Source organism: Actinosynnema sp. NPDC059335 (assembly GCF_042752395.1).
In the GTDB taxonomy this organism is placed as follows: Bacteria; Actinomycetota; Actinomycetes; order Mycobacteriales; family Pseudonocardiaceae; genus Actinosynnema.
The window spans coordinates 49,687-76,179 of sequence record NZ_JBHYXZ010000023.1; the positions used below are offsets into that span (position 1 = coordinate 49,687).

Here is a 26,493-nt window from a genome sequence, read left to right on the forward strand (position 1 = left end):
GGTTCCTACGGACGGGGCAACTGGGCGGCCACTTCGGTCATCGCGTCGAGCAGGTCGGGCTCGACGCGCCCGGTCGCCGGTTCGGACTCGGCGATGGTGATCGTGGTGTCCCTGGTCTCCGACCAGTAGTGCTCGGCGGTGAACCGGATGTCCGGCAGGCCGACCACCGCGCCGCTGAGCGGCGTCACGTCGCCCGAGCCCGCGGTGTCGACGACCCGGTCGAACTGCCGCGCCTGGTTGCGGCCGGGGAACGTCACCCACACCACGGAGACCACGGCCGCGTTGCCGGCCTGGTCGGCGACGGCGAGCAGCAGGCGGTCCAGCGCGGTGCACGGCGTGCGCTCGAAGAACTCGCGCACCTGCCCGAACGAGTTGGCCGCGCAGTCCAGCTCCTGCCGCAGCGCCTGCTTGTCGATGCCGACGCCCAGGTGGCCCATCGCGCCCGCGGCGTCACCGCCCCGGGCCGCGCGCTTGGCGTCCCACTTGCGCACGCCGATGCTCTCCACCGGCGCCGCCGCGCCGCCGGCGCCACCCGCGCCCGAGTTCAGCGCCGCGCCGCCGGCCCCGCCCGCGCCCGCGAGGACGACGAGCACCGCGGCCACCAGCGCCACTCCCCCGGAACCCTTGTCCGAACCCTTCCGCGCCACCGTCCCCCCTCCCCGGGTCGTTCCCGCCGTGCGGCCCACCCATGCAACCCCGGCCGGGTGCCCCTGGTTGTGGCGCGGGGGTGAAAAGCGCTCGAACGGCCCAGCAGGTATGCCCGGACGTCGCACCTCACGGTTGCGGAGGGAAACCCATCTCGCCCAGGATCCGGTCCAGCATCGAGTCGAACATCGGCTCCGGGTTGGACACCGCGAACGGGAACCGGCCGAAGACCTCCAGGGCGACGTGGCCGTAGATGCGGACCCACGACTGCGTGATGTGGTAGACCGCGCTCAGCGACAGGACGTGCTCGTCCACCTCGACGCCGCGGTCGTTCACGGTCGCCAGCAGCACCCGCTGGAACGCCGCGAGGTCGGCGCGCAGGTTCGCCGGCACGTCGTCGTCCAGGTCGTCCGGCAGCGGGTGGCTCGCGATCAACCTGCCCGCGACCTCGAGGAACACCCGGCCGAACTGGTCGCCGACCCGGTCGCGGTCCTCCTCCGGGGCGCACGTGCCGAGCGTGCCCTCGGTGGACGCGAACACCAGCGTGAACTCCTGCGGGTGCGCCAGCGCCCAGCGGCGGAAGCCGCGGCACACCGCGTAGACCTGCGCGCTGACGTCGTCCTCGGCGATGGCGGCGAGGTCCGCGTTCAGCTCCGCGGCGAGGTCGGTGCAGATGTCCTCGGCGAGCCGGCGGAGCAGGTCCTCGCGCGAGTCGTAGTACCGGTACAGGGCCGGGGCGGTGATGCCGAGTTCGCGTGCGATGGCACGCAGAGTCACGGCGTCCCGGCCGTGCTCCACGAGCAGGGCGCGGGCCTGTCGCCGGATGTCACGCTCAGTCTCAGCGCGTAGCCGTTCGCGGCGAGTGGCCTCGGTCATATGTCACCCAATCAGGTTGTAAACGCCGTTCACCGGGGTATAACTTCGGGACAGGTTTGGTGAACGGTGTTTACAGAATTGACGCCCTTCACGCAACGGTAACCCACCCAGCCTGGGAGGACGCGTGTTCGCGAAGTGGGGATCGCTGGCGTACCGCCGCAGGTGGGTGGTGCTGATCGCGACGGTGGTCCTCGCGGTCGCCGGGGGCATCTGGGGCCTCGGCGTGTTCGACCGGCTGAGCCAGGGCGGCTACGAGGCGCCGGACAGCGAGGCCGCGCGGGCGAACCAGGTGGCGCAGGACGCGTTCGGCCGGCAGGGCGGTGACGTCCTGGTGGTGTACGACACCACCGACCCGGCCCGGTTGCAGCAGATCGCGGGCGAGCTGTCCGGCCTGCCGACCGACGCCGTGCTGCAGGTGCAGCCGCCGTACCCGTCGCCGGAGAGCGGCAAGTCGCTCGTGGTGATCACGCTGCGCTCGGGCGACTCCAACACGCAGCTCAAGCAGTACGAGCAGATCGCCGACCGGCTCGCGGTCGACGGGGTGGGCTCGCAGGTCGGCGGCTTGGTGCCGACCCAGAAGGCGATCAGCGACATGTCCGCCTCCGACCTCACCAAGGCCGAGGCGATCTCCCTGCCGATCGTGCTGGTGCTGCTCGTCGTCATCTTCGGCGGCCTGGTCGCCGCGTCGCTGCCGGTGCTGGTCGGCGGTCTCGCCATCGCCGGCTCACTGGGCGTGCTGCACGCGGTCTCGCTGGTCGCCGACGTGAACTCGTTCGCGGTGAACGTGGCCAGCCTGCTCGGCCTCGGCATGGCGATCGACTACGGGCTGTTCATGGTCGGCCGGTTCCGCGAGGAGCTGGCCGCGGGCCGCGCCACGCCGGACGCCGTGCGCCGCACCGTCATGTCCGCCGGGCGCACCGTGCTGTTCTCGGCGACCCTGCTGGTGATCGCGCTCGCCGGCCTCCTGCTGTTCCCGCACGGGTTCCTGAAGTCCCTGAGCTACGGCGGCATGTCGGCGGTGGCGATCGCGGCGGCCGTGTCGCTGACCCTGCTGCCCGCGCTGCTGGCCGTCCTCGGCCACCGCGTGGACAAGCTCGCGATGCCGTGGCGCAAGGACAAGGTGCCGTCCGAGGCGGGCTGGCGCCGGCTCGCCGGCCGCGTGATGAAGCGCCCGGTGCTGGTCGCGCTGCCGATCGTGCTGGTGCTGCTCGCGCTCGGCTCGCCGTTCCTGGGCGTGAAGTTCGGCGAGGTCACCGAGAAGGTGCTGCCCGAGGGCAACCCCGCGCGGGTCGCCGCCGAGACGGTCAACCGGGACTTCGCCGCGCTGTCCAACTCCGGCTTCAAGATCGTGGTCACCGGCGACCCGTCGCCCGCCGAGGTGCAGGCGTTCGCCGGCGAGGTGGCCGCGGTGCCCGGCGTCGGCGAGGCGCAGGTCGTGCCGCAGCCCGCCAACGGCGTGTGGCTGGTCAACGCCGGGCTGGACCAGGACGCGTTGAGCGACGAGTCGAAGCAGGCGCTGCGGGACGTGCGGGCGCTGGACGGCCCCGGTGACGAGGTGCTGGTCGGCGGCAGCACGGCGATGGTGTCCGACAGCCTCGACGCCATCGCGGACAAGCTGCCGTGGATGGCGCTGCTGCTGGTGGGCGCGACGTTCGTGCTGATGTTCCTGGCGTTCGGGTCGGTGCTGCTGCCGATCAAGGCCGTGGTGATGAGCGCGCTGAGCCTGTCCGCCACGTTCGGCGTGCTGGTGTGGGTGTTCCAGGACGGGCACGGCGCGTCGCTGCTCGGCGTCACGCCCGCGCCGCTGGAGTCGGGGATCGTGGTGCTGATGGCGGCCGTGGTGTTCGGCCTGTCCACGGACTACGAGGTGTTCCTGTTGTCCCGCATGGTCGAGGCGCGCGGGCGCGGCGCGTCCAGCGCGGAGGCGGTGACCGCCGGTCTGGCCAAGACCGGGCGCGTGATCACGGCGGCGGCGCTGCTGCTGATCGTGGTGACCGGCGCGTTCGCGTTCTCGCAGATCACGATGATGCGGTTCGTCGGCGTCGGCATGATCCTGGCGCTCGCGCTGGACGCCACCGTGGTGCGCATGCTGCTCGTGCCCGCGGTGATGCGGATGCTCGGCGACGCCGCGTGGTGGGCGCCCGGCCCGATGCGGCGGATCCAGGAGCGGATGGCGATCCACGAGGAAGCGCCGGCGGAGGACGACCGGCTGCCGCAGCCCGTCTAGGACCGGTCGGTCCGGGACCCGTCCGAGGGCTCGAACGCGACGGCCGCGGTCGTGAAGCCGCGGCCGCCGAGGTCCAGGGCGCTGAGCAGGAACGTGGTCAGCACCCGGTCGCCCGCGCCGTCCAGCACGGTCGCCGTGCGGTCGCCCGCCAGGAACACGCGGCGGTCGCCGGGCGGGATGGCGAGCGTCTTCGCCCTGACCCGCAACGCCCTTGCGACGTGGGTCCGGGTGTCCACGACGGCGACCCGCCGGTCGAGGGCGACGTAGACGTGCCGCCCGTCGGGGCCGACCGCGACGCTGCCCGCGCCCTTGCCGATCGGCGCGGACCAGCGCACCTCGTCGGCGCGGGGGTCGATCATGGTGACCGTGCCCCCGCCCTCGGCGGGGTCGAGCGAGCTGACGTAGACGGCGTCGCCGTCCGGGCTGATCGCCACGTGCTGCGGCATGCCGCCCACCTCGACGGTCCTCAGCGGGCTCGCGGCCGTCGTGTCGAGCACGCTCACCGTGCCGTCCTGCGCGTTGGCCACGTACAGCCGGCGACCGTCGGGGGTGACCGCGATGCCCTGCGGCTGGCCACCGGCCTTGATCGCGGCGACCAGCCGGAACGTGCCGGGGTCCACCACCGCCACCGCGCCGCCGCCGGTGACGTAGAGCCGTTGCCCGTCGGGGCGCAGCACCGCCTGCGCCAGCCGGGCCCGGACGTGGATGCGGCCGACGACCCGGCCCGCCACCGGGTCCACGGCCGTGATCACGCCCGCCCACCCGTTGACCACGTACACCCGCCGGCCGCCCGGCCCGACCGCCGCGCCGGTCGCCCACGCGCCGGTGTTCGCGCTCGCCACCACGCGGCCGTTGGCGGTGTCGAGGACCTGCACGCGCCCGCCGTGCTCGACCACGTACGCCCGGGGCGCGGGGGCGCCGGTGGCCGTGACGACGTGCGACCGGTCCTGCCCGGCGGCGGACAGCGCGGCCGAGAGGAGGACGGCGGCGGCGCCCAGCGCTGCGGTCTTTCGTCGGCCCCACATGGCTGGATGGGAACACCGGCGCGCGGTGGCGTTCCACCCCGGTCCCACGACCGGGTGCCATTCGTGCCGGACCGGGTGAGCGGGGGTTTGGCCGCGGCCGCCGCGGACGACGACGGGGTGGGCGGGGCCGGTGGCGTGCGCCCGGCGCCGGTCGCTCGGGGGGCGAAACGACCGACGCCGGACTCCTCCCGGTGCGCGTGCACCGGTGGTCCAACCCCGACGACGTAGACCTCTACCACCAGGTTGACGCAGCCCGGGTCGTTTTGGATCCCCAGAGCTACGAATCAGCCGAAATTCGTCGGGTTGCCACCAGCTTGGCGTAACGGGTGCCCGCCGTCAGGAGGACGAGACCCGCGCCGATGAACGCGAGCACCCGCGCGATGCCGTCCAACGCGGCCATGTCGAACAGCAGCAGCTTCGCCACCGCCGCCCCGACCAGCACCAACCCGGCCACCCGCAGGGGCTTCCGGTCGATGCCGCGCACCAGCAGCACCAGCGCGGCGACCGTCCACGACACGGTCACGATCGAGTGACCGAAGAGGAATCCGGTGACGTCCTGCGACACCAGCAGCGCGGCGCACAGCACGACACCGGCCGCCGCGTACAGCAGGACGACACCCGCGACGACCCACGGGAACGGCCGCCTGCCGAGCACGCCCAGGCCCGTGGCCACCCAGGGCAGCACGACCGCGAGGGCGCCGAGGACCAGCGCGGTCAGCATGCCGGACACCAGGAAACCCGCGGTGTCCCAGCGCCACGGCGCGTCCAGCAGCAGCCGCGGCGGCACGGCGTGCGCGGTGGTCAGCAGGAAGCCGATCACGCCGAACGCGAGCGACCCGACCAGCGGCCCGCGCGAGGACAGCACCTTCGCGAGGAACGCCAGCACCAACGCCTCGGCCAGCACCACCGCGGCCCGCGTGCCGCCGTCCAGGGCCATCGCCGTCGCCAGGAACGCCGCGAACACGCCGACCGCGCCGACCGCCGCGCCGAAGTTGCCCGGCAACGACCGCCGCCCGGCCGCCCACAGCGCCAGCATCATCACCGCGACCGCCGCCGCGACGCCCGCGCCGAGCAGGCGGTCGAGGACGGCGGTGGTCAGCAGGGCGGGCATCGGCGAGCCGACCGCGAGGGCGAGCGCGGTCACGTCGTCGCGCCGGACGTTGACCGTGAGCACGGCCGACGCCACGCCGATCACGGCGGCCAGCAGGGCGATCCCGGCCAGCGCGTGCTGATCCGTGCGGCCGATCACCAGCACGGAGGCCAGCAGCGGCGGCACGCCCGCGGTGACCGCGAGCCACGGCCAGTCGCGCTTGAGGTGCACCGGGCTCGCGGCGATCTTCAGGACCAGCAGGAACGCCACCAGCAGCGGCGTGAACCCCTCGGTGAGGACGGGCGCGCACACCGCGCAGGCCGCGACCACGCCGATGGCGAGGGCGGCCGAGTCCCACCGCAGGGCGAGCAGCAGGCCGCCGCCCGCGACGAGCAGCCCGGCGGCCAGGCCGCCCCCTTCGGGCAGGAACCCGTAGATCGAGGTGGCCGCGATGACGTCCAGGTAGAGCACCGCGATGCCGGTGGCGGCCAGGGCGAACGCGCCGGTGCGGCCGGCCGGGGTGCGGTGCAGCCACAGGCCGAGGCCGACGAGGACGCCGCCCAGCGCCGCGCCGCCGAGGACGCGGGGCACCGGGCCGAGGTAGCCGCGCTGCACGGCGAGGACGAGCAGCAGGACGACGCCCAGCAACGTGACCGCGCCGCCGACCCAGGCGAGGAGCTTGCTGCCCGCGCCGTCCTTGGCGAGGCGGTCGAAGAGGGTCGGGCCGGGCGGCGGAGGGGCGGGCGTCCAGTGCGGAACGGGCGGGCCCCAGCCCTGGTGGACCTGGTGCGGCGGGTAGGGGTGGACGGCGGGGCGCGGCGCGGCGCCGACCGGCGGGGCCTGGTGGGGCGCGGTCCGGCCGGGGGCCGGCGTCGCGCCTGGCGCGGCCGGGCCGCTCGACCGGGTGGCAGCGCGTGCCACCGGATCGGCTGCCGGGTCGGGGGTCGCCGGGCCGGTCGCCTGCGGCGGGACCGGGGCGGTCGGCTCGGCCGCGGCTCGCGGGGCCGGGTCGTCCGGCCGGGACGTCGTCCGCGGCGCCGGATCGGCCGGCTCGGCGGGCTCGGCCGTCGGCTCGGCGGCCGGTCGCGGCGCGGTCGGCGACGGGGCGGTGGCCACGGCCCCACCGCCGCCGAACCTGTGCAACTCCTGCCCCACCGCCTCCAGGCGGCGGCCCAGGTGGCCGAGTTCGTCTGCCAACCTCATCAGGGGTTCCTGCCCGGTGCCGGTCATGTGACCAGGATCGCCCGAACGGCGGGTATCCGGAATCCGTACCTCTACTCAATGCCCGGTCCCGAACCGGTCACGCGCCGACCCTGGCAGAGTGCCACCGTGACCGTTCTCGTGCTCGGCTCGGCCAACGCGGACCTCGTCGTCCCGGTGCCCCGCCGCCCCGCCGCCGGTGAGACGGTGCTCGGCGGCGACACCGCCGTCCTGCCCGGCGGCAAGGGCGCGAACACCGCCGTCGCCGCCGCCCGGCTCGGCGCGCCGGTCGCGTTCGTCGGCGCGGTGGGCGCGGACCAGTACGGGCGACTGCTGCTGGACTCCCTGTCGTCGTCGGGGGTCCGCACCGATTTCGTGCGCACGTCGTCGCGGCCCACGGGCCTGGCCTACATCACCGTGACGCCGGACGGCGAGAACTCGATCGTCGTCGCGCCCGGCGCGAACTCGGACCTCGACCGGTCCGATGTGGACGCCGTGGCCTGGGACGACGTGTCGGTCCTGGTGTGCTCGCTGGAGGTGCCGGCGGCCGTGGTGGCGCACGCGGTGCGCGTCGCGGCGGACCGGGGCGTGCGGCCGGTGCTGAACCTGTCGCCGGTGGTCGAGGTGCCCGCCGACGCGCTGGCCCTGCTGGACCCCCTGATCGTGAACGAGCACGAGGCCGCGTCGCTGGCGGGCTCGGCGGCCGGCCTGCTCGACCTGGGCCCGAAGTCGGCCGTGGTCACGCTCGGCGCGCGGGGCGCGGCCGTCGTCACGCCCGCGGGCGTGGTGGAGGTCGGCGCCCCGGAGGTGTCCGTCGTGGACACCACGGGCGCGGGCGACGCGTTCGCGGGCGCGGTGGCGGTCGGTCTGTCGTCCGGCTCGTCGCTGGTCGAGGCCGCCGCGTTCGCCGCCCGCGTGGCCGCGCTGTCGGTGACGTCCCCCGGCGCGCAGCCGTCCTACCCGACGCTCGACGACGTGCGCCGGGCCGGGTAGCGGGTGGGCGCGGTGTGGCGTCGGCTCGTCCTTCACGTCCCGTCGAGCTGAAGGGTATGGTCTAGACCATGTCGAGCACGCGGCTGAGCGGTGTCGGGGTGAGTTCCGGACGGGCTTCCGGTCCGGTGGTCCGGGTGGCCGAACCCCTGGGCGAACCACCGGCGCGACCGGCGCCCGCGGACCCGGCGGCCGAGGCCGCGCGGATCAGGCCCGCCGCGGACGCGGTCGTGGCCCGGCTGCGCGACCGGGCCGCCGCCGCGACCGGCGAGGCGAAGGACCTGCTGGAGACCACGGCGGCGATGGCGGCCGACCCCGCGCTGCTGTCGCAGGCCGAGAAGCTCGTGACGACCGAGTCGCTGCCCGCCGCCCGCGCGGTGCACCAGGCCGCCGCCGGGTTCATCACCGCCCTGGAGGCGGCCGGCGGGTACATGGCCGAACGGGCGCGGGACGTGCGCGACGTCCGCGACCGCCTGGTCGCCGAGCTGCTCGGCGTCGCCCCGCCCGGCGTGCCGCCGCTGTCCTCGCCGTCGGTGCTGGTGGCCCGCGACCTGGCCCCCGCCGACACCGCCGGGCTCGACCCGGCCAAGGTGCTGGCGCTGGTCACCGAGGAGGGCGGCCCCACCTCGCACACCGCGATCCTGGCCCGCTCGCTGGGCATCCCGGCCGTGGTCGCGTGCCGCGGCGTGCTCGACCTCGACGCGCCGTCGCTGCTCGTGGACGGCGACACCGGCCTGGTGCAGGCGTCCGACGGCACGGTCCGCGCCGCGCACGTCGCGGGCCGGGCGGAGTGGAACGGCGTCGGCGTGCTGCGCGACGGGCACCGGGTGAAGGTGCTCGGCAACGTCGGCTCGCCCGCCGACGCGGTCGCCGCGGCCGCCGCCGGCGCGGAGGGCGTCGGCCTGTTCCGGACCGAGTTCTGCTTCCTGTCCGCGTCGGCGGAGCCGTCGGTGGACGAGCAGCGGCAGGCGTACGCGGCGGTGCTCGCGCCGTTCGCGGGCAAGCCGGTCGTGGTGCGCACGCTGGACGCGGGCGCGGACAAGCCGCTGCCGTTCCTCGCGCCCGAGCCCGAGCCGAACCCGGCGCTGGGCGTGCGCGGCCTGCGGGTCGCCTTCGACCGCCCCGACGTGCTGGAACGCCAGCTCGAAGCGATCGCCCTGGCCGCCGCCGACACCGACGCCGAGGTGTCGGTGATGGCGCCCATGGTGGCCACCGCCGCCGAGGCCGCGTGGTTCGTGGAACGGGCTCGGGCGGCCGGCCTGCGGCGCGCCGGCGTGATGGTCGAGATCCCCGCCGCGGCCCTGGCCGCCCGGGAGATCCTGGCCGTGGTCGACTTCGTCTCGCTCGGCACCAACGACCTCGCGCAGTACCTGTTCGCGGCGGACCGGCAGGTCGGCGCGGTGGCCGCGCTCAACGACCCGTGGCAGCCCGCCCTGCTCCGGCTGGTCGAGCTGGTCGGCGCGGCGGGCACGGCCGCGGGCAAGCCGGTGGGCGTGTGCGGCGAGGCCGCCGCCGACCCGCTGCTGGCCTGCGTGCTGACCGGGCTGGGCGTGTCGAGCCTGTCGATGAACCACACCGCGCTGGCGGGCGTCGGCGCGAAGCTCGCCTCGACCAGCTTCGACCTGTGCCAGCTCGCGGCGCGCGGCGCGGTGGCGGCGGCCGACCCGGCGTCGGCGAAGCTCGCCGCCCGCGCCCCTCACTGACCGACGGCGTCCAGCAGGGCGTCCCGCACCAGCCTGATCAACGGGTGCTCCTCGCTGCCCCGGCGCACCGCCGCGACCACCCGACGCAGCGGGGCCGCGCCGCGCACCGGCACGCCCCGCACCGCGTTGCGCGGCACCAGCGCCACCCCCGCGCCCGCGTGCACCAGCGCGCCGATGGCCCGGAAGTCGTCGGACGTGTGCGTGATGCGCGGCGCGAAGCCGGCGTGCTCGCACGCGAGCTGCACGACGTCGCGCACCGGGTTGCCGGGCAGCGGCGCCACCCAGTCGTCGTCCGCGAGGCCGGCCAGGTCGACGTCGGCCCGCCCCGCCAACGGGTGCGCCGGCGGCAGCACCACGTCGAACGGCTCGGTGTAGAGCGGGAACCGGGTCAGCCGCCGGTCGTCGGTGCGCAGCCGGTACTCCTCGGTGATCGCCAGGTCGATCTCGCCGTCGAGCAGCAGCGGCACGCTGGCGTGGCCCTCCACGTCCCGCACCCGCAGCGTCACGTCCGGCGCGGACGCCCGCAGCGCGGCCAGCGCGGGCGCGACCACCTGCGTGATCGCCGACGCGAAGCTGCCGACCTCCACCCGCCCGGTGGCGCCCGACGTGAACGCGGCCAGCGTGGCCTGCGCCCGCTCCAGCTCGGCGGCCACCGCGGTGGCGTGCCCGACCAGCAGCTCGCCGGCCGCCGTCAGCGACACCCGCCGGCCCCGCCGCCGCAGCAGCTCGTGCCCCGCCTCCGACTCCAGGGCCGCCAACTGCTGCGACACCGCGGACGGCGTGAGGTGCAGCGCCCGCGCCGCGGCCGTCACCGTGCCGTGGTCGGCGAGCGCGCGCAGCACCCGCAGCCGTCGTGGGTCGATCACCGGACCATCATCGCCCCCGGGGTGTGCGGTCCCCGGGCCGGTGCGGTACCAAGGGGCATGGACTCCCACCGCGCGCCGGGCCTGGTCGTCTCCGGGCTCGGGCTGCTCGTCCTGGTCGTGTTCGGCGTCGTCGTGCCCAGCGCCCGCGCGGGCGGGTTCGCGGTGGACGGCACGGTCGTGCTGCTCTCGCTGCTCGTGTCGGCCATCCTGCTGGCGGTCCTCGGCCTGCGGGGCAAGCGCGGGCGCTAGGTCACATCCGGTCGCGCGCCGCCACGAACGCGTCCACCGCCCGGTTCACGTCCCCGGTCGAGTGCGCGGCCGACATCTGCGTCCGGATCCGCGCCTTGCCGTGCGGCACGACCGGGTACGAGAAGCCGATCACGTAGACGCCCTGCTCCAGCAGCAGGTCCGCCATCCGGGAGGCCCGCGCCGCGTCGCCGATCATCACCGGGATGATCGGGTGCTCGCCGGGCAGCAGGTCGAAGCCCGCCTCGGTCATCCGGGCGCGGAACAGGGCGGTGTTCTCGCGCAGCCTGGTCAGCAGCTCGCCGGACGAGCTGAGCAGGTCCAGCGCGGCGATTGCGGCGGCGGTGATCGACGGCGCGAGCGAGTTCGAGAACAGGTACGGCCGCGACCGCTGCCGCAGCATCTCCACGATCTCCGCCCGCCCGGACGTGTAGCCGCCGCTCGCGCCGCCCAGCGCCTTGCCGAGCGTGCCGGTGACGATGTCCACCCGGTCCTGCACGCCGAACAGCTCCGGCGTGCCGCGGCCGTTCGGGCCGGTGAAGCCGACGGCGTGCGAGTCGTCCACCATCACCAGCGCGTCGTACCGGTCGGCCAGGTCGCAGATCTCGTCCAGCGGCGCGAGGTAGCCGTCCATGGAGAAGACGCCGTCGGTGGCGATGAGCCGGTACCGGGCGTCGGCGGCGTCCTTGAGCTGCCGCTCCAGGTCGTCCATGTCGCGGTTGCGGTACCGGTACCGGCGCGCCTTCGACAGCCGCACGCCGTCGATGATCGACGCGTGGTTCAGCTCGTCGGAGATGATCGCGTCCTCCGCGCCGAGCAGCGTCTCGAACAGGCCGCCGTTGGCGTCGAAGCACGAGCTGTAGAGGATCGTGTCCTCGGTGCCCAGGAACTCCGACAGCCGCCGCTCCAGCTCCTTGTGCGGCTCCTGCGTGCCGCAGATGAACCGCACGGACGCCATGCCGAAGCCCCACCGGTCCAACGCCTCGTGCGCGGCCTCGACCAGCCGGGGGTGGTCGGCCAGGCCCAGGTAGTTGTTGGCGCAGAAGTTCAGCACCTCCGCGCCCGAGCCCACCCGGACGGCGGCGTTCTGCGGCGTGCCGATCACCCGTTCCGCCTTGTAGAGCCCGGCGTCGCGGATCTCGTCCAGGCCGGCCCTCAGGTCCTCGCGCATCGCGCCGTACATCAGTGAGCTCCCGTCCAGTCGAGGATGACCTTGCCGCACTTGCCCTCGCGCGCCGTCGCGAACGCCTGGTCGAACGCCGTGTAGTCGAACCGGTGGGTGATCACCGGCGACAGGTCCAGGCCGCGTTGCAGCAGCACCGACATCGAGTACCAGGTCTCGAACATCTCGCGGCCGTAGATGCCCTTGACCTGGAGCATCTTCAGCACCACGCTGCTCCAGTCGACCGCGAACCCCTCGGCGGGCAGCCCCAGCATGGCGATCCGGCCGCCGTGGGCCATGTTGCCGATCATCTCCTGCAGCGCGATCGGCTTGCCGGACATCTCCATGCCGACGTCGAAGCCCTCGGTCATGCCCAGCTCGGACTGCGCCTCGGAGATCGTGCGCTCGGCGACGTTGAGCGCGAGGTCCACGCCGACCTCGCGGGCCAGCGCCAACCGGTGCTCGCTGACGTCGGTGATGACGACGTTGCGCGCGCCCGCGTGCTTGGCCACCGCCGCCGCCATGATCCCGATCGGGCCGGCGCCGGTGATCAGCACGTCCTCGCCGATGACCGGGAACGACAGCGCGGTGTGCACGGCGTTGCCGAAGGGGTCGAAGATCGCGGCCACGTCCAGGTCGACGGGCGCGCGGTGCACCCAGGCGTTCTGCTCGGGCAGCACCACGTACTGGGCGAACGCGCCGTCGCTGTGCACGCCGAGGCCGCGCGTGTTGGCGCACAGGTGCCGCCGGCCCGCCTTGCAGTTGCGGCACGTGCCGCACACCAGGTGCCCCTCGCCGCTGACCAGGTCGCCGACCGCCACGCCGGTCACCGCGGCGCCGGTCTCCACCACCTCGCCGACGAACTCGTGCCCGAGCACGAGCGGCGCGTGGATGTTGTGCGCGGCCCACTCGTCCCACGAGTCGATGTGCAGGTCGGTGCCGCAGATGCCGGTGCGCAGCACCCGGACGACCACGTCACCGGGGCCGGGGGTGGGGTCCGGGACGTCGGTCAACGACAGCCCCGGTCCGGCGGTCGCCTTGACCAGTGCCTTCATGCGGGCGAGTGTGCCCCGGCCCTCTTGTGCAGTCCATCAGGACTTTCTGAATTCACTCGTAAGTTCAGCTTCACAGGTGATGTTGCGCGCCATGCCCTCGAAGACCACCCCGTGGAACGGCCACACCAACCACCAGTACACGTGCCCGGCCAGCCCGCGCGGCACGAAGACGGCCCGCTGCCGGTAGGTCGAGCCGCCTCCCTCCGCCGCCGCGACCCGCAGCTCCAGCCACGCCCGGCCGGGCACCCGCATCTCCGCGCGCAGCCGCAGCAGCCGGCCCCGGTCCAGCTCCTCGACCCGCCACCAGTCCAGCGCCTCGCCGACGTGCAGCCGCCTCGGGTCGCGCCGGCCGCGGCGCAGCCCGACCCCGCCGACCAGCCGGTCCAGCCACCCGCGCACCGCCCAGGCCAGGGGGAACGAGTACCAGCCGTGCTCGCCGCCGATGCCCTCCACGACCCGCCACAGCCGCTCCGGCGACGCCGGGGTCCGCCGCTCCCGCTCGTCGACGTAGGCCGAGCCGCCCGACCAGTCCGGGTCGGTCGGCAGCGGTTGCGCGGACGCGCCCGGCAACGACGCGCCCGACCAGCGGGTCTCCACGTCGGCGTCCCGGACCTTCGCCAGCGCCAGCGCGACCGCGCGGTCGTAGCCGGTGTTCTCGCCCGGCATCACGGCCTCGACGTCGTGCTCCCGGCACACCACCTCGTGCACCAGCGACTCGATCAGCGGCGCGGCGATCGCCCGGGGCACCGGCGTGACCAGGTCGACCCAGTGCGCGGACAGCCGCGGCGTGAGCAGCGGCACCGGCAGCACGCGCCGCCGCGGCAACCCGGCCACCTCGGCGTACCGGAGCATCATCTCCAGGTAGGTCAGCACGTCCGGGCCGCCGATGTCGAACGACCGGTGCACGTCGGCGGGCAGGTCCACCGCCTCGACCAGGTACCGCAGCACGTCCCGCACCGCGATCGGCTGGACCCGGTTGCGCACCCAGCGCGGCGTGACCATGACGGGCAGGCGCTCGGTCAGGTAGCGCAGCATCTCGAAGCTCGCCGACCCCGACCCGATGACGACCGCCGCCTGGAGCACCACCGCGGGCACCGGGCCGCGCAGGAACACGTCCCCGACCTCCTTGCGCGAGGCCAGGTGCGGCGACAGCGCCACCCCGGGCGGGTGCAGGCCGCCCAGGTAGACGATCCGGCGCACGCCCGCGGCCGCCGCGGCGCGGGCGGTGTGCTCGGCCGCGCGCCGATCGGCGTCGGCGAAGTCGGGCACGCTCAGCGAGTGGACGAGGTAGTGCACCACGTCCACGTCGCGCATCGCGGCGTCCAGCGACGCCGGGTCGAGCACGTCGCCGCGCGCCACCTCGACCCGGTCGGCCCACGGCACGTCGCGCAGCTTGCGCGGGTCGCGGACCAGGCACCTGACCCGGTGGCCCGCCGCGAGCAGCCGGGGCACGAGCCGGCCGCCGAGGTAACCGGTCGCGCCGGTGACGAGGCAGTGCACACCGCGATCCTCGCCGGGCGGCGGTCACCCCGCACGACGGGACGCGGTCACGCGTGGCGGAACCAGCGGGTCTTCTTCTTGATCTCCACGTTGCCCGCGCGCACGTGGCCGTGCACCACGAAGTGCGGCCGCCCGTGCGCGCCCGTGCCCACCTTGTCCTTCAGGTTGCTCGCGGCCAGCTCGACGCCGTCGGCGTCGACCGTCGCGCCGTCCGGCAGCACCAGCTTCACCGACCCGGCGGTCACGTCCAGCTCGATGTCCACCACCGCGTGCGGGATGGACGCCTCGCGGAAGTCCAGGTCCGTCGTGCCCATCCGGTTGCGCACCAGGAGCTGCCGGGGCACCGCCCAGTTGCCCTTGCGGTTGACCGTCGACATGGTGGACTTCAGCTCCTGCCGGTCCTGCGGCACGCCCACCGCCTTCTCCCGGTGCACCATGCCGGGCAGGTCCAGCAGCACCGCGTTCAGCTCGCCGCGGGTGCGCGCGGCCAGCGCGGTGTCGGTGCGCTCGGTGAACTCGTCCAGGGTGATCAGGCCGCGCCCGATCGCCTTCTGCAGCAGGCCGACGACGTGCTCGCGCTCGGCGTCGGACACCCGCAGCTGCCTCGGGTCGGTCATGGCTCAGCCCTCCGGTTCGACGTCGAGACCGTGCTCGATCGCGTACCGCGCCAGCTCGACGCGGTTGTGCAGTTGGAGCTTGCGCAGGGTGGACTGCACGTGGTTCTCCACCGTGCGGTGCGAGATGACCAGCCGGTTCGCGATCTGCCGCGCGGTCAGCCCCTTGGCCACGAGCCGCAGCACCTCGGTCTCCCGCTCGGTGAGCTGCGGCTTGTCCTCGTCCGGCGTGGCGGCCATGCGCCGGTACTCGCCCAGCACCAGCCCGGCGAGCCCGGCGGTGAACACCGCGTCGCCCGCCGCGGTCCGGTTCACCGCCTCCACCAGCTCCTCGGCCGACGCCGACTTCACCAGGTAGCCGGACGCGCCCGCCTTCACCGCCTCCAGCACGTCGCTGTGCTCGCCGCTCGCGGACAGCACCAGCACCCGGGTGCCCTCCAGCGACCCGGTGATCATCGTGGTGGCCTCCACCCCCGTGGTCTCGCCGAGGTTGAGGTCCATCAGCACCACGTCGGGGCGCACCGCGCGGGCGATCCGCACCGCCGAGGCGGCGTCGCCGGCGGTGGCGACCACCTCGAAACCGCGCTCGGACAGGTCGCGCGCGACGCCGTCGCGCCACAGCGGGTGGTCGTCCACCACCATCACGGACACGCTCATCGGTATACCCGCACCTCCCACTCGGTGCCCTCCCCCGGCCCCGTCTGCAGGTCAAGGGTGCCACGCAGCGACTCGACCCGGCCCCGGATCGACTGGGCCACACCCATCCGGCCCTCCGCCTCGGCCGAGGCGAGCCTGCCCTCGGGGATGCCGGGGCCGTCGTCGCGCACGCTGATCACGACCTCCTCGCCGAGGTCCTCCAGCAGCACCCACGCCCGCGCGTCCGGGCCCGCGTGCTTGTCCACGTTGGACAGCGCCTCGCGCACGACGGCGGTCAGCTCGAACGCGGTCGAGGCGGGCAGCATCACCTGCGTGGCCGGTGTGGACACCTGGAACCGGGACGTGGCCAGCAGCTGGAGCGCCGGCCGCAGGTCCGCGTCACCGTCCACGGTGGACTCGGTGGGCGCGGCGGCCACCAGGGACCGCAGCGCGACCTCCTGCTCGCCGGCCAGCTCGGCGAGTTCCGCGGCCTCGCCGCCCAGCTCCGTGCCGCGCTTGCGCACCCGGGCGAGCACCTGGAGCACACCGTCGTGGATGGACCGCGCCAGCCGCTCGCGCTCCGCCGTGGCCGCCTCGGTCCGCAGCGCCTGCGCCAGCCGCACCGCCGACCGCTTCGCCGTGGACGACGCCATGCCCACCACGAACCCCGCGCCCGCCAGCAGGACGACGTCGCGCACCAGGTCCACCGACAGCACCCCGCGGTTGAGGTAGGTGCTCAGCCCCACGACGAGCCCGGACGCCGCGCCCGCGACCTGACCGCCCAGCGCGCCCGCCGCGACCGGCGGGCAGGCCGCCCAGATGGTGGTGATCAGCGGGACGTTGAACAGGAACTGGGCGTCCGTCATGATCAGCGGCGAGAGCGACATCAGGCCGCAGGTGACCGCGACGTCCGCGACCACGACCCACGACCGCCGGCCGGTCTCCCGGCTGTACGCCTGGATGGTGAACACCGACCACAGCGCCATCGCCCCGATGGCCGCCCAGGCGAGCCACGGGCGCTCGTACTCGGAGTGCTGGTCGATCGCGTTGCCCAAGGCGAACAGGAACGTCACTACGCGTAGCGCTACCGTTCCCCGCCAGAGGTGCGCGACCGGGTCCTCCAGGACCGCTGTCCCCTGGTCGGATGGCCTTGTGTGCACGGTGTGCTCCCTTCGCCCCCAATCTTGCCGTGTCGGAGTGGCCCGGCTAACCCCCAGGTGGCCGTCTGTTCCGATACCGACACCTGTGGAAGGCTGACGGGAGTCACCGAGCGTGATCCCGCGGACGCTGATCCGCTCCCTGGTGGGGATCACGTCGTGGGCTGCCGCGGCGAGGGAGGGCCGAGCGTGCGCCACTGGCCATTGTGGACGCTCCGGCGGTCCGCGCTGGCCTACTGGCTGCTGGTGGACGCCCTCGCGCTCGCCGTCGTCGTCTACGCGATCGTGACGCAGCCGCAGCCCGAGCCGGGGGAGATCGGCCGGTTCGCGGCCATCGCGGGCACCGCCGGCGCGGTGATCATCGGCAGCTCGATCCACAGCCACCGGGTCGGCGAGTCGGCGCGCAACCCGTGGGCCGCCCACCTCTGCTACCTCACCGCGGGCCTGGTCGCGCTGCCGTGCAACCTGCTCGTCCTGCTCCTCTTCGGCCCCGCGCTGCACGGCGTGCTGACCCAGCGCCCGGAGGCGCACCGCTGGGTGTTCACGCTGTCCGCGACCACCCTGGCCGTGTTCGGCACCCGCTTCGCCATCGGCTGGGCCGAGCCCAGCACCGACCTCGCCGTCATGGTGCTCGGCGCGACCGTGCTGCTGGTGGTCCGGGCGGGCCTGATCGCGCTCGGCCTCAAGCTGCGCAGCCCGCGCGCGCCCGGCGAGGAGGTCATCGGCGAGCCGATCGACGTGGTGCTGGGCGTCGTCGCGGTGAGCATCGGCGGCCTCATGGGGTTCTCCGCGCTCACCACCCCGGTGCACGCGCTGATGGCCGGGCCGCCGCTGGCCCTGCTCGAACGCGCGGCCCAGCTGCCGCAGTGGCGGCGCTCGGCGCAGCGCGATGCCAAGACCGGCCTGGCCAACGCCGTGCACTGGGACGGCCGGGCCCGCTACGAGCTGTCCAAGGCGCGGGTGCGCAACCGGCCGATGGCCGTGATGCTGCTCGACCTCGACCACTTCAAGCGGGTCAACGACGAGGTCGGCCACCTGGCGGGCGACTCGGCGCTCAGCGCGGTGGCCCTGCTGCTGACCGGCACGGTGCGCCGCGGCGACCTCGTCGGCCGCTTCGGCGGCGAGGAGTTCGTCGTGCTCCTGCCCGACGCCGAGCCGGCCGTCGCCCGGTCCGTCGCCCAACGCGTGCGGCACGCCGTGGCCGACCTGGCCGTGCCGACCGTCGGCACCGACGGCCGGGAGCACCTGCTCACCGGGCTCACCGTGAGCATCGGCGTGGCGACCACGCAGCGGTTCGGCTACGAGCTGCCCGACCTGCTGGTGGCCGCCGACGCGGCGCTGCTGGCCGCCAAGGGCTACGGCCGCAACCTGGTCGAGATGGCCTGACCGCTACCGCCGCCCGCTGTGCCGCGCGGTCGGGCCCTCGTCGCCCTCGGGGTCGTCCACCCGGTCGCCGCCGGTGTCGACCGGCCCGCTCTCCTGCGGTTCCAGCACGTCGACCTGGCGCGGCTCGACCGCCTTGTCCGACTCCGACAGCAGCGACCTGATGCCCGAGTTCAGCACCGCGAGCAGCGGCACGGACAGCAGCGCGCCGGCGATGCCGCCGACCACCAGGCCCGTGGTGATCGCCAGCACCACGGCCAGCGGGTGCAGCTTCACCGCGCGCCCCAGCAGCAACGGCTGCAGCACGTGGCTCTCCAGCTGCATCACGCCGATCAGCACGGCCAGGATGATCAGCGCCTCCAGCGGGCCGTTGGCCACCAGCGCCACCAGCACCGCCACCGCCCCGGTGATGACCGCGCCCACGATCGGGATGAACGCGCCGAGGAACACCAGCGCCGCGAGCGGCACCACCAGCGGCACGTCCACGATCCACAGGCCGATGCCGACGCCCACCGCGTCCACCACGGCCACCAGCGCGGTCGCCCGCACGTACGACACCAGCGAGGCGAACCCGCGCCGGCCCGCCACGTCGGCCCGGTCCCGCACGTCGCGCGGCACGATCCGGATCAGGAACCGCCAGATCCCGTCGCCGTCGTGCAGGAAGAAGATCAGCGTGAACAGCGCCAGGATCAGCCCCGTCAGCAGCTCGCCGACGGTGGCCGCCGTGGTGAGCGCGCCGGACGTGATCTCGGCCTGGTTCTCCTTCACCGTCTCCAGCACCCGGTCGAGGTACTGCTGGAGCTGGAGGTCGCTCAGGTGCAGCGGCCCGGCCTTCAACCAGTCCTGGATGGTGTCGAGGCTCGCGCTGACCTGCTCCTGCAGCTGCGGCAGGCCCTTGGAGAACTCGGTGATCACGAACGTGAGCACGCCGCCGACCACCGCGATGCCGCCCACCAGCACCACGCCCGTGGACAGCCCGCGCGGGATGCCCGCCTTGGTGAGCTGCGACACCGCGGGCGACAGCAGCGCGGCCAGCAGCAGCGCCACCCCGGCCGGGATGACGATCGTGGCCAGGAACCCGACCACGTGGAACACCACGTAGAGCGCCGCGACCACGGCCACGAACCGCCAGCTCAAGGCCGCCGACACGCGCAGCAGGCCGGGCACGTTGTCGCTGATCTTCGATTCCTTCCCCGTCACGCCGATCACGGTAGTCCGCCCGGCCGCCCCGGGGGCGCCGAGCGCGCGCCGCGGGCCCATGTCGAAGCCCACGTCGCGGATTCCCGCAAAACCCGGCGGGACACGGCGTCCGGGTGATCGGATCGCGGGCGTGACCGCCGAGGAGACCGTCGAGGACGCCGTCCGCGCCGCCTTCGCCGCCGGGCGCCCCCTGCGATTCGACCCGAAGGAGCCCCGACGGGACCGCACGGTCCGCGGCGAGCTGCTGACGTCCCTGCTCGCCGACGGCGGGCGGACCGCCGCGCTCCGGCTCGTGGGCGCGCACGTCGTGGGCTCGTTCGCGCTCGAAGGGGCGCGGGTCGAGCACGTCGTCGACTTCCTCGACTGCACCTTCGAACGACCGCCGGACCTGCGCATGGCCCGCCTGGTCGGGCTGCGGATGCGCGGCTGCCGGGTCCCCGGACTGTGGGGCCGCAACCTGCGCGTCGCCAGCGACCTGGTGCTGGAGGCCGGGTTCACCAGCGACGGCGTGGTCGACCTGACCGACGCCGCGGTCGAGGGCACGTGCCGGCTCGCGGGCGCGGTGCTGCGCGGCCGGGGCGACGGGCACGCCCTGCTCGCCGCCCGCATCCGGCTGTCCGGCTCGTTGCAGGCCATCGCGCTGCGCGCGGGCGGCGAGGTGCGGCTGCGCGGCGCGAACGTCGGCGGCAACGTGCACCTGGGCGGCGCGCGGCTGGTCAACGCCGGCCGCAACGCCCTGGACGCCACCGGCGTCGCCATCGCGGGCTCCCTGTTCTGCGACGCCGAGGGCGGCCGGTTCACCGCCGAGGGCCGCATCCTGCTCGACGGCGCGCGGGTCGGCGGCAGCGTCGTGTTCTCCGGCGCCCGGCTGCACGCCAGCGTGGTCGACCGCCCGGTGCTGGTGATCCCGCGCGGCACCGCCGACGAGGCCGCCGCGCTCGTCGCCGACCGCCTGCGGGTCGAGGGCAACGTGGAGCTGGACGACGGCTTCACCTCCTCCGGCACGGTCCGCCTGCCCAACGCCGAGATCGGCGGCTACCTGCGGCTGTCGGGCGCGGTGATCGGCCGGGGCGAGGCGCCGGCGGAGCCCGCGACCCCCACCGGCGAGGACGTCCAGCGCATCCCCGTCGCCCTGCACGCCGACGGCATCCAGGTGCGCGGCGACCTCGAAGCGCGCGGCGCGCACAACGGCGACGGCGACCGCGAGGGCGCGTTCCGCGCGTACGGCCAGGTCCGCCTGGTGGACGCGCACGTGCGCGGCAGCGCGTCCCTCTCCGGCGTCGAGCTGCACGGACCCGGCATCGACGTGCTGTTCGCCGACCGGCTGCGGGTCGGCGGCACGCTGTTCCTCCGCGACCTGCGCGCCCGGGGCTCGCTGCGGCTGCAGAACGCCGAGATCGGCTCGACCCTCGACTGCTCCGGCGCGTCCCTGCTCGCGCCGCGCCGCCGCCCGGACGGCACGGTGAAGCCGTCGCTGGACGCCCGCGTGGCCACGATCGGCAAGGACCTGCTGTGCAGCCACGGCTTCACCGCGGCGGGCGGCGTGCGGCTCCGGCTGGCCGAGGTCGGCAAGATGGCCACGTTCGCGGGCGCCCGGCTGGGCGGCCCGGGCGGCGACATCGCGCTGAACGCGTACGGCCTCACCGTGAGCCAGCTCGTGCTGCGGCTGTCGGAGGACCGCACGCCGGTCGGCCGGGTCGTGCTGACCAGGGTCGCCGCCGCCACCGTGCTGGACGGCCCCGGGCTGTGGGCGGCCACCGGCGGGGTGGACGTGGAGGACTTCACGTTCCGCTCCATCGCGTCCAGCCCGCACGTCGACGTGCGCACCCGGCTGCGCTGGCTGCGCCTGGTGCAGCCGGACTTCGCGCCCGGCCCGTACGAGCAGCTGGCCACCGTGTACCGCGACGGCGGCGAGGAGGAGCTGGCGCAGGTCGTGCAGCTGGAGAAGCAGCACCGGCGCTACTCCGAGCTGGGCCCGGCGGGCCGGGTGTGGGGCTTCCTGCAGCGCTGGACGGTCGGCTACGGCTACCGGCCGTGGCTCGCGATCGCCTGGCTGACCGCGTTCTGGCTGTTCGGCTCGCTCTGGTTCCTCGGCCACGAGATGCCGAAGCTCAACGACGACGAGTCGCCGTCCTGGAACGCCTGGCTGCTGGCGATGGACCTGCTGATCCCGATCGTGGACCTCGGCCAGGACGGCAAGTGGCGGTTCGCCGGCGCGTCCCAGTGGATCTCCAGCACGTTGATCGCGGTCGGCTGGATCCTGGCGTCCACCGCGGCGGCCGGCGCGGCCCGGGTCCTCAAGCGCGTCTGACTACCCCGCGTCACGCGTCGGAACACCCCGTGTTCGTCACACGATCCGGCGAACCAGGGCGCGAAGGAGTGCGCCGCCGCCTCCCGTGATGGCACGCTCTCGGCGTCGGCTTGATCACCTGATCACGTCGCCGGCGAATCCCAGGTGCTTTCGGCGGAGGTAGGCAGCGAATGTCGCGCGTGGACCAGCGAGCGGGAACGGGGGCGAGCCGCGTTCGGCGGCTGCTCTCCCGTGCCCTGCTGGTCGCGGGCGGCACGCTGGCCGGCACCGCCGCCGCCTGGGCGCTGTCCACCTCCGCCGCGTCCGCGCAGATCCCGGTCGACACCGACGTGGTCGCCGGGCTCGCGCAGCACGCGCCGGCCGGTCCGGTCGCGTCCGCGTTGACCCCGGTCGGCGCGGCCGTGCACGAGCTGGACTCGGCGCTGCGCAGCCCGCGCGTGCCGGAGCCCACCCCACCCGACCTGCGCCGGGTCGCGGACGACCTCCGCGGCGCCGTCGGAGGCGTGCGGGACTGGATCCGGCCGCGCGCCGCCGAGCAGGCGCCCGTCGACGTCGAGGTCGACACCGCCGTGGCGCAGCGCGTCACCGAGGCCACCCCGGCCACCACCGCCGTGCCGGTTTCCGCGGGCACCCCGGTGGTGCACGGGGTGTTCGGCAAGCTCAGCCGCACGTGGCTGGACGCGCCGGGCCACGTGGTCGTCGCGCAGCCCGCCGAGGACGCGCCCTCCCTGCCGGGAGACCCGTCCGGGGTGCCGTCGATGCCGTTCGCGCCCGTCGGCGCGCCGGCCCACTGCTCCTGCACCGGTGACGGCTCCGGCTCGGCCGGCGGCGGCAGCGGTCCCTTCACGGTCGGCTCGACCGACCCCATCGACGCCGCGGTGGCCCGGGCTCTGTTCCCCGCCACCGAGCGGCACGCCGTGATGCCGGGCAAGCAGCCCGGCATCACGCCCGACTGACCCCAGCGCGCGGTCCGCGGCGGCTCATCGACGAGCCGACCCGGTGATCGACCGTCGCGCCGTTTTGCGTGCGCTCCCCACGGTCGAGACGCCGCGCCTCCACACCCCCTGAAGAACCGGGCGGTCGTCGTCTCCCGACGCGGTCACCGCGTCCGACCGCCTCTCACCTCCCGCAAGGGACACCGGAAGAAGGAGAACCCATGCAAACCTGGGCCAAGCGCGGTCTCCAGACCGCACTTGTCACGGGTGGTCTGCTGATGCTCGGCACGGGCATCGCATCAGCCCAGGAGAACGTCAACCCCGACGCGAAGCCGAACCCGCTCGACGCGAAGGTGCGCGTTCCGGTCGACATCGACCACAACCACCTGGGCACCCTCGCCGGCCAGCACCAGCTGCCGACGATCCACCAGGAGATCGGCACGCCGAGCGCGGCGGACACCCCGGTCCGCGACCTCGCCGGCCCCACCAACCCCCTGGTGCGCGCCACGATGGAGCGGGTCACCGGCGTCGACGCCGCCGGCTTCGCCCGCGGCAACACCGCCGACGCGGACGTGGTCGTGCCGGTCAGCGTCTGCGGCAACGCGATCGCCGCGACCGGCGACGCCTACAGCGACGGCAACTGCGTCCAGTCGGCCACCAGCACCGGCGACATCCGGACCGACGGCTCGTACGGTCCCCTGGCGGGCAACGTGGCGCACGGCGCCGCCGCCCTCTCCCCGCAGGTCAACGGCAACGCCATCGCCGCGCTGGCCAACGCCGAGACCCGCACCGACTCGCACCAGTACGCGATCGCGGGCGACAACGTCTCGACCTCGGGCCAGGACGGCTCGCTGTCGGGCAACATCGCCGCCGTGCAGGGCGCCGTGCCGATGCAGGTGACCAACAACGCGGTCGCCGCGGGCGGCAACTCCTACAGCGAGGCCACCTCCGCCAACGACGCCAAGGCGGCCGGCTCGCTGGAGACCACGGGCAAGCGCAGCACGGGCGGCGGCAACGTCGTCGGCGTGCCCGTGGCCCCGGTCGTCGCGGTCACCGGCAACGGCGTCGGCGCCGCGGGCAACGCGGAGACGGTGACCGAGAACCGGGCCTCGGCGGACGCGGGCGACCCCGCCGACCGGCCCGGCGTGCCGATGTGGCTCACCACGTCCGGCGACGACGGCACCCTGGCGGGCAACGTGGCCCAGCCCGGGTTCGCCGGTCCCGTCGCCGCGGGCGACAACGCCGTGGCGGGCCTGGGCAACTCGCGCGTCGCCAACGGCATGGCCCACGACGCCGAGGCGGGCGGCAACAGCATCACCTCCGGCCAGGACGCGGTGCTGTCCGGCAACTTCGCCGACACCCCGACCGCGCTGCCGGTCTCCGGCGCGGGCAACTCGCTGTCGGGCGTCGGCAACACCAACGCCCGGCACGCGAACGAGGCCACGGCCGTCGCGGGCGGCGACACCTACACCACGGGCGACCGGTCCGTGCTGTCGGCCAACGCGGCCAACCTGCCGCCGGCCGGCGCCGCCGACCTGTGCGGCAATGGCCTGACCGGCGCCGGCATCGCCGACTCGGACTGCCGCAACGACGTCACCGCGGTCTCCGGCGGCTACAACGGCACGACCGGCAACGACGCGGTCGGCTCGGGCAACGTCGGCCAGGTGCCGGTCGGCCTGCCGGCCGAGGCGTTCGGCAACGGCGTCGGCGCGGCGGGCACCCCCACCGGCCGCGCCGACGAGACCAAGCTCGTCCGCTCCGGCCGGGTGGCGACCAGCGTGGACGACAACGGCACCGTGTCCAGCAACGTCGTGTCCGCCCCGACCGCCCTGGGCGGCCAGGTGTTCGGCAACTCGGGCGGCGCGGTCGCCAACCCGACGTCCCGCACCGACAGCGACACCACGATCGACCTCGGCAACCCGCCCACGGCCAACGGCAAGCACGGCTCGGTGTCCGGCAACATCGTGCACGTCCCCACCTCGAACCCGGCCCAGGTCTTCGGCGACTCGGCGGTCGCCGTCGGCAACGGCTCGTCCGACACCGACAGCAAGCTCGACTCCCGCTCCGGCGGCGCCGCCGTCACCACCGGCGACGAGGGCTCGCTGTCCGGCAACGTGCTGTCGCTGCCGCAGGCGTCCTCGCCGCAGGTGTTCGGCAGCGCGGTCGGCGCCGGCAGCAACGTCGAGTCGGAGAGCCGCAACCAGTTCGGCTCGTACTCCGGCGGCGACGTGCAGACCTCCGGTGACGACGCCTCGTTCTCGGGCAACGGCATCGGCGCGCAGCCGGCGATCCCGCTGCAGGTGTTCGGCGACGCGGTCACCGCAGCCGGCAACGGCGAGTCCCAGACCGACAACAAGACCGGCCTGATCACCGGCGGTCGGCACCTGACCTCGGCCGAGGACGGCGCCTGGTCGGGCAACCTGCTCACCGCGCCCGCGGGCGTCACGCCGTCCGTGCACGGTGACGCGGTGACCGTCGCGGGTCTGGCGGACGCCGCGACCGCGAGCCGGTCGAAGAGCCAGTCCGGCGGCGTGACCACGACCTCGGGCCGCGGCCCGGTCACCGCGCACGACATCGAGACGCCGACCGAGGCGTTCGCCCGCGTGTTCGGCATCCCGGTGGACGTGCTCGGCACCGCGACCACCAACGCGCAGGACCACAACGACGTGCGCACCGGTGACGACCAGGGCGACCCGACCCGCGAGACCGACGCGACCCGGGGCATCCAGCTCCCGGCCGGCGTCGACAGCCTGCTGCGGGCGACCGAGCTGCCGAACCTGGACGTGGTGAACCGGCTGGCCCAGTACCGGCTGCCGCTGGGCGTCCCGGGCCTGGAGGAGCTGCGCGGCGTGCCGCTGACGGGCGTCGGGCAGGCCGGTCCGCTGGCCCGCGGGACGCTGGACCGGGTCCAGGCCCCGATGGCCGGGCTGCCCCGGCCCGACATCGACGCGCCGGACATCGACGCGCCCGACCCGGACGCCCCGGACCTAGACGCGCCCGACCTGGACGCGCCCGACATCGACGCGCCGGACGTGGACCCGCGCGGCCTGGGCCTCGGCAAGGCCACCGGCCGCCGGGCGGACCTGCCCACCGCGCAGCTGCCGCGCGTCGGCCACGTCAACCACCTGCTGCCCAAGGTGGAGGAGAGCATCCACGCGGTGACCCTGGCGGTGCCCGTCCTGTCCCGGGGCGTGTCCGAGTCGGTCGCCACGGTCGCCGGCGAGCGGTCGTTCACCGGCACCCTGCCGCTGCTCGACGAGCTCGACACCACCGTGGTCCTGCCGGGCCTGCAGAACGTGCCGGTCCCCGGCGTCGGCCAGGGCCGCAGCCTGTCCGGCCTGTCCGTCGCCGCCCCCGCCGGGCTGCCGTTCGTGCTGCCGGTCCCCGGTGTGGCCCAGCCGCGCAGCGGCGCCACGACCCTGCCGCCGCTGTCGCTGAGCGGCGCGAACGTCAACCCGCTGCAGGGTGGCGCCGGCGCGACGCAGTTCACCCAGCCGGCCCTGGCCGGCATCGACGCGCGCACCGTGTTCAACGCGCTGGAGGACACCACCGTGATGCCGCGGATCTGATCCGCCGATCCGCACCTCCCGCGACCGGGCCCCCCCCCACCACTCCCGGGGCCCCCGCCCCCTACCCGCGGGCACCCGCGCCGCGGCTGCACCACCGGCGCGA

20 protein-coding genes are annotated in these 26,493 nt (G+C 74.7%); 8 read left to right on the plus strand and 12 right to left on the minus strand.

Annotation, left to right across the window (positions count from 1 at the left end; genetic code table 11):
• Positions 1 to 5: 5 nt before the first annotated feature.
• Together ACFXGA_RS10450 and ACFXGA_RS10455 are read right to left on the minus strand one after the other, a co-directional pair.
• Positions 6 to 647, minus strand: a complete 642-nt coding sequence (locus ACFXGA_RS10450; protein ID WP_378086326.1) for a hypothetical protein — start codon at positions 645 to 647, stop codon at positions 6 to 8.
• A 127-nt stretch (positions 648 to 774) separates the two neighbouring features.
• Positions 775 to 1,521 carry a TetR/AcrR family transcriptional regulator gene (locus ACFXGA_RS10455; RefSeq protein ID WP_378086328.1) on the minus strand — a complete coding sequence of 249 codons (747 nt, stop codon included), beginning with the start codon at positions 1,519 to 1,521 and terminating at the stop codon, positions 775 to 777.
• A gap of 124 nt (positions 1,522 to 1,645) precedes the next feature.
• On the opposite strand from ACFXGA_RS10455, the gene ACFXGA_RS10460 reads away from it, so the two are divergent.
• Entirely contained in the window at positions 1,646 to 3,748 is a 2,103-nt protein-coding gene (locus ACFXGA_RS10460; RefSeq protein ID WP_378086330.1) for an MMPL family transporter, read from the plus strand.
• On the opposite strand, the gene ACFXGA_RS10465 is transcribed toward ACFXGA_RS10460, so the two are convergent.
• Both ACFXGA_RS10465 and ACFXGA_RS10470 read right to left on the minus strand, forming a co-directional pair.
• Entirely contained in the window at positions 3,745 to 4,773 is a 1,029-nt protein-coding gene (locus ACFXGA_RS10465) for a YncE family protein (protein ID WP_378086332.1), read from the minus strand. The genes ACFXGA_RS10460 and ACFXGA_RS10465 overlap by 4 nt on opposite strands.
• Before the next feature lie 277 nt (positions 4,774 to 5,050).
• A complete protein-coding gene (locus tag ACFXGA_RS10470) occupies positions 5,051 to 7,066 on the minus strand; it encodes a DUF2339 domain-containing protein (protein ID WP_378086334.1) in 2,016 nt (671 codons plus the stop codon).
• 78 nt (positions 7,067 to 7,144) lie between these two features.
• On the opposite strand from ACFXGA_RS10470, the gene ACFXGA_RS10475 reads away from it, so the two are divergent.
• Together ACFXGA_RS10475 and ACFXGA_RS10480 are read left to right on the plus strand one after the other, a co-directional pair.
• On the plus strand, positions 7,145 to 8,056 hold the full coding sequence (locus tag ACFXGA_RS10475; RefSeq protein ID WP_378086336.1) for a ribokinase: 912 nt from the start codon (positions 7,145 to 7,147) through the stop codon (positions 8,054 to 8,056).
• 68 nt (positions 8,057 to 8,124) lie between these two features.
• Positions 8,125 to 9,756 (plus strand): putative PEP-binding protein, encoded by a 1,632-nt coding sequence (locus ACFXGA_RS10480; RefSeq protein WP_378086338.1) that lies wholly within the window; start codon positions 8,125 to 8,127, stop codon positions 9,754 to 9,756.
• Here the strand turns inward: ACFXGA_RS10480 and ACFXGA_RS10485 are convergent.
• Positions 9,750 to 10,622 carry a LysR family transcriptional regulator gene (locus ACFXGA_RS10485; RefSeq protein ID WP_378086340.1) on the minus strand — a complete coding sequence of 291 codons (873 nt, stop codon included), beginning with the start codon at positions 10,620 to 10,622 and terminating at the stop codon, positions 9,750 to 9,752. The genes ACFXGA_RS10480 and ACFXGA_RS10485 overlap by 7 nt on opposite strands.
• 57 nt (positions 10,623 to 10,679) lie before the next feature.
• On the opposite strand from ACFXGA_RS10485, the gene ACFXGA_RS10490 reads away from it, so the two are divergent.
• Entirely contained in the window at positions 10,680 to 10,871 is a 192-nt protein-coding gene (locus ACFXGA_RS10490) for a hypothetical protein (protein ID WP_378086342.1), read from the plus strand.
• Position 10,872: 1 nt separating this feature from the next.
• Here the strand turns inward: ACFXGA_RS10490 and ACFXGA_RS10495 are convergent, their stop codons facing one another.
• From ACFXGA_RS10495 to macS, 6 genes are read right to left on the minus strand one after another with little or no spacing between them, the layout of a single operon-like run.
• Positions 10,873 to 12,051 (minus strand): glycine C-acetyltransferase, encoded by a 1,179-nt coding sequence (locus ACFXGA_RS10495; protein ID WP_378086344.1) that lies wholly within the window; start codon positions 12,049 to 12,051, stop codon positions 10,873 to 10,875.
• Positions 12,051 to 13,085: an L-threonine 3-dehydrogenase gene (tdh, locus tag ACFXGA_RS10500; protein WP_378086346.1), complete on the minus strand. Its 1,035-nt coding sequence runs from the start codon at positions 13,083 to 13,085 to the stop codon at positions 12,051 to 12,053. The genes ACFXGA_RS10495 and tdh overlap by 1 nt, the downstream gene beginning before the upstream one ends.
• Before the next feature lie 36 nt (positions 13,086 to 13,121).
• Entirely contained in the window at positions 13,122 to 14,585 is a 1,464-nt protein-coding gene (locus tag ACFXGA_RS10505; protein WP_378086348.1) for an SDR family oxidoreductase, read from the minus strand.
• Between the two features lie 47 nt (positions 14,586 to 14,632).
• Positions 14,633 to 15,202, minus strand: a complete 570-nt coding sequence (locus ACFXGA_RS10510) for a DUF1707 domain-containing protein (protein ID WP_378086350.1) — start codon at positions 15,200 to 15,202, stop codon at positions 14,633 to 14,635.
• A 3-nt stretch (positions 15,203 to 15,205) separates the two neighbouring features.
• Positions 15,206 to 15,856, minus strand: coding sequence for a response regulator (locus ACFXGA_RS10515; RefSeq protein WP_378086352.1), 651 nt, complete (start codon positions 15,854 to 15,856; stop codon positions 15,206 to 15,208).
• Positions 15,853 to 16,995 carry a MacS family sensor histidine kinase gene (gene macS, locus ACFXGA_RS10520; protein WP_378086354.1) on the minus strand — a complete coding sequence of 381 codons (1,143 nt, stop codon included), beginning with the start codon at positions 16,993 to 16,995 and terminating at the stop codon, positions 15,853 to 15,855. The genes ACFXGA_RS10515 and macS overlap by 4 nt, the downstream gene beginning before the upstream one ends.
• Before the next feature lie 186 nt (positions 16,996 to 17,181).
• Between macS and ACFXGA_RS10525 the strand changes: the two genes are divergently transcribed.
• A complete protein-coding gene (locus tag ACFXGA_RS10525; protein ID WP_378086356.1) occupies positions 17,182 to 18,378 on the plus strand; it encodes a GGDEF domain-containing protein in 1,197 nt (398 codons plus the stop codon).
• Between the two features lie 3 nt (positions 18,379 to 18,381).
• Here ACFXGA_RS10525 and ACFXGA_RS10530 read toward each other — a convergent pair whose 3' ends face one another.
• Complete coding sequence (locus tag ACFXGA_RS10530; RefSeq protein WP_378086358.1) at positions 18,382 to 19,575, minus strand: AI-2E family transporter; 1,194 nt, start codon at positions 19,573 to 19,575, stop codon at positions 18,382 to 18,384.
• Positions 19,576 to 19,705: 130 nt separating this feature from the next.
• On the opposite strand from ACFXGA_RS10530, the gene ACFXGA_RS10535 reads away from it, so the two are divergent.
• The 3 genes from ACFXGA_RS10535 (at position 19,706) to ACFXGA_RS10545 (ending at position 26,390) form a co-directional block, all read left to right on the plus strand.
• Entirely contained in the window at positions 19,706 to 21,886 is a 2,181-nt protein-coding gene (locus ACFXGA_RS10535; RefSeq protein WP_378086360.1) for a hypothetical protein, read from the plus strand.
• 179 nt (positions 21,887 to 22,065) lie between these two features.
• Positions 22,066 to 22,842, plus strand: a complete 777-nt coding sequence (locus tag ACFXGA_RS10540; protein WP_378086362.1) for a hypothetical protein — start codon at positions 22,066 to 22,068, stop codon at positions 22,840 to 22,842.
• 200 nt (positions 22,843 to 23,042) lie between these two features.
• A complete protein-coding gene (locus ACFXGA_RS10545; RefSeq protein ID WP_378086364.1) occupies positions 23,043 to 26,390 on the plus strand; it encodes a hypothetical protein in 3,348 nt (1,115 codons plus the stop codon).
• Positions 26,391 to 26,493 lie beyond the last annotated feature (103 nt).